Genomic DNA, 244 nt, shown 5'->3' with positions numbered 1-244 from the left:
CTGCAATCCCAGTCCGATGCTACGTTCGACAGCGCGCCCGGTCTTAATCCGGGAGACTCCGAACTCGTCTTTCACCCCGGAGCGGGCAAGCGCTGGCATGCCGTTATCGGTACGGACAACGCGGGCCTCGATTCGGCGGGCAAGTACGAACTGTCCGGCTCGTTCACGTCCGATTCGCCGTTTCAACTCTACGACCACCTTCAAATTGCCGGCGCGACGAATGCGAACTTTGGCGCATCGGACA

At 60.7% G+C, this 244-nt stretch carries 1 protein-coding gene; it reads left to right on the top strand.

Annotated features, from left to right (window positions below; all coding sequences use genetic code 11):
• Window positions 1-244: ShlB/FhaC/HecB family hemolysin secretion/activation protein (locus KVT39_RS37190; protein ID WP_306795639.1), on the top strand; the 244-nt coding region annotated here is incomplete at both ends.

It is taken from the genome of Burkholderia sp. GbtcB21, assembly GCF_019091065.1.
Lineage (GTDB): Bacteria > Pseudomonadota > Gammaproteobacteria > Burkholderiales > Burkholderiaceae > Burkholderia > Burkholderia pyrrocinia_C.
The sequence above is the reverse complement of the archived record's forward strand: the minus strand, read 5'-3'. Positions and strand labels throughout refer to the sequence as shown.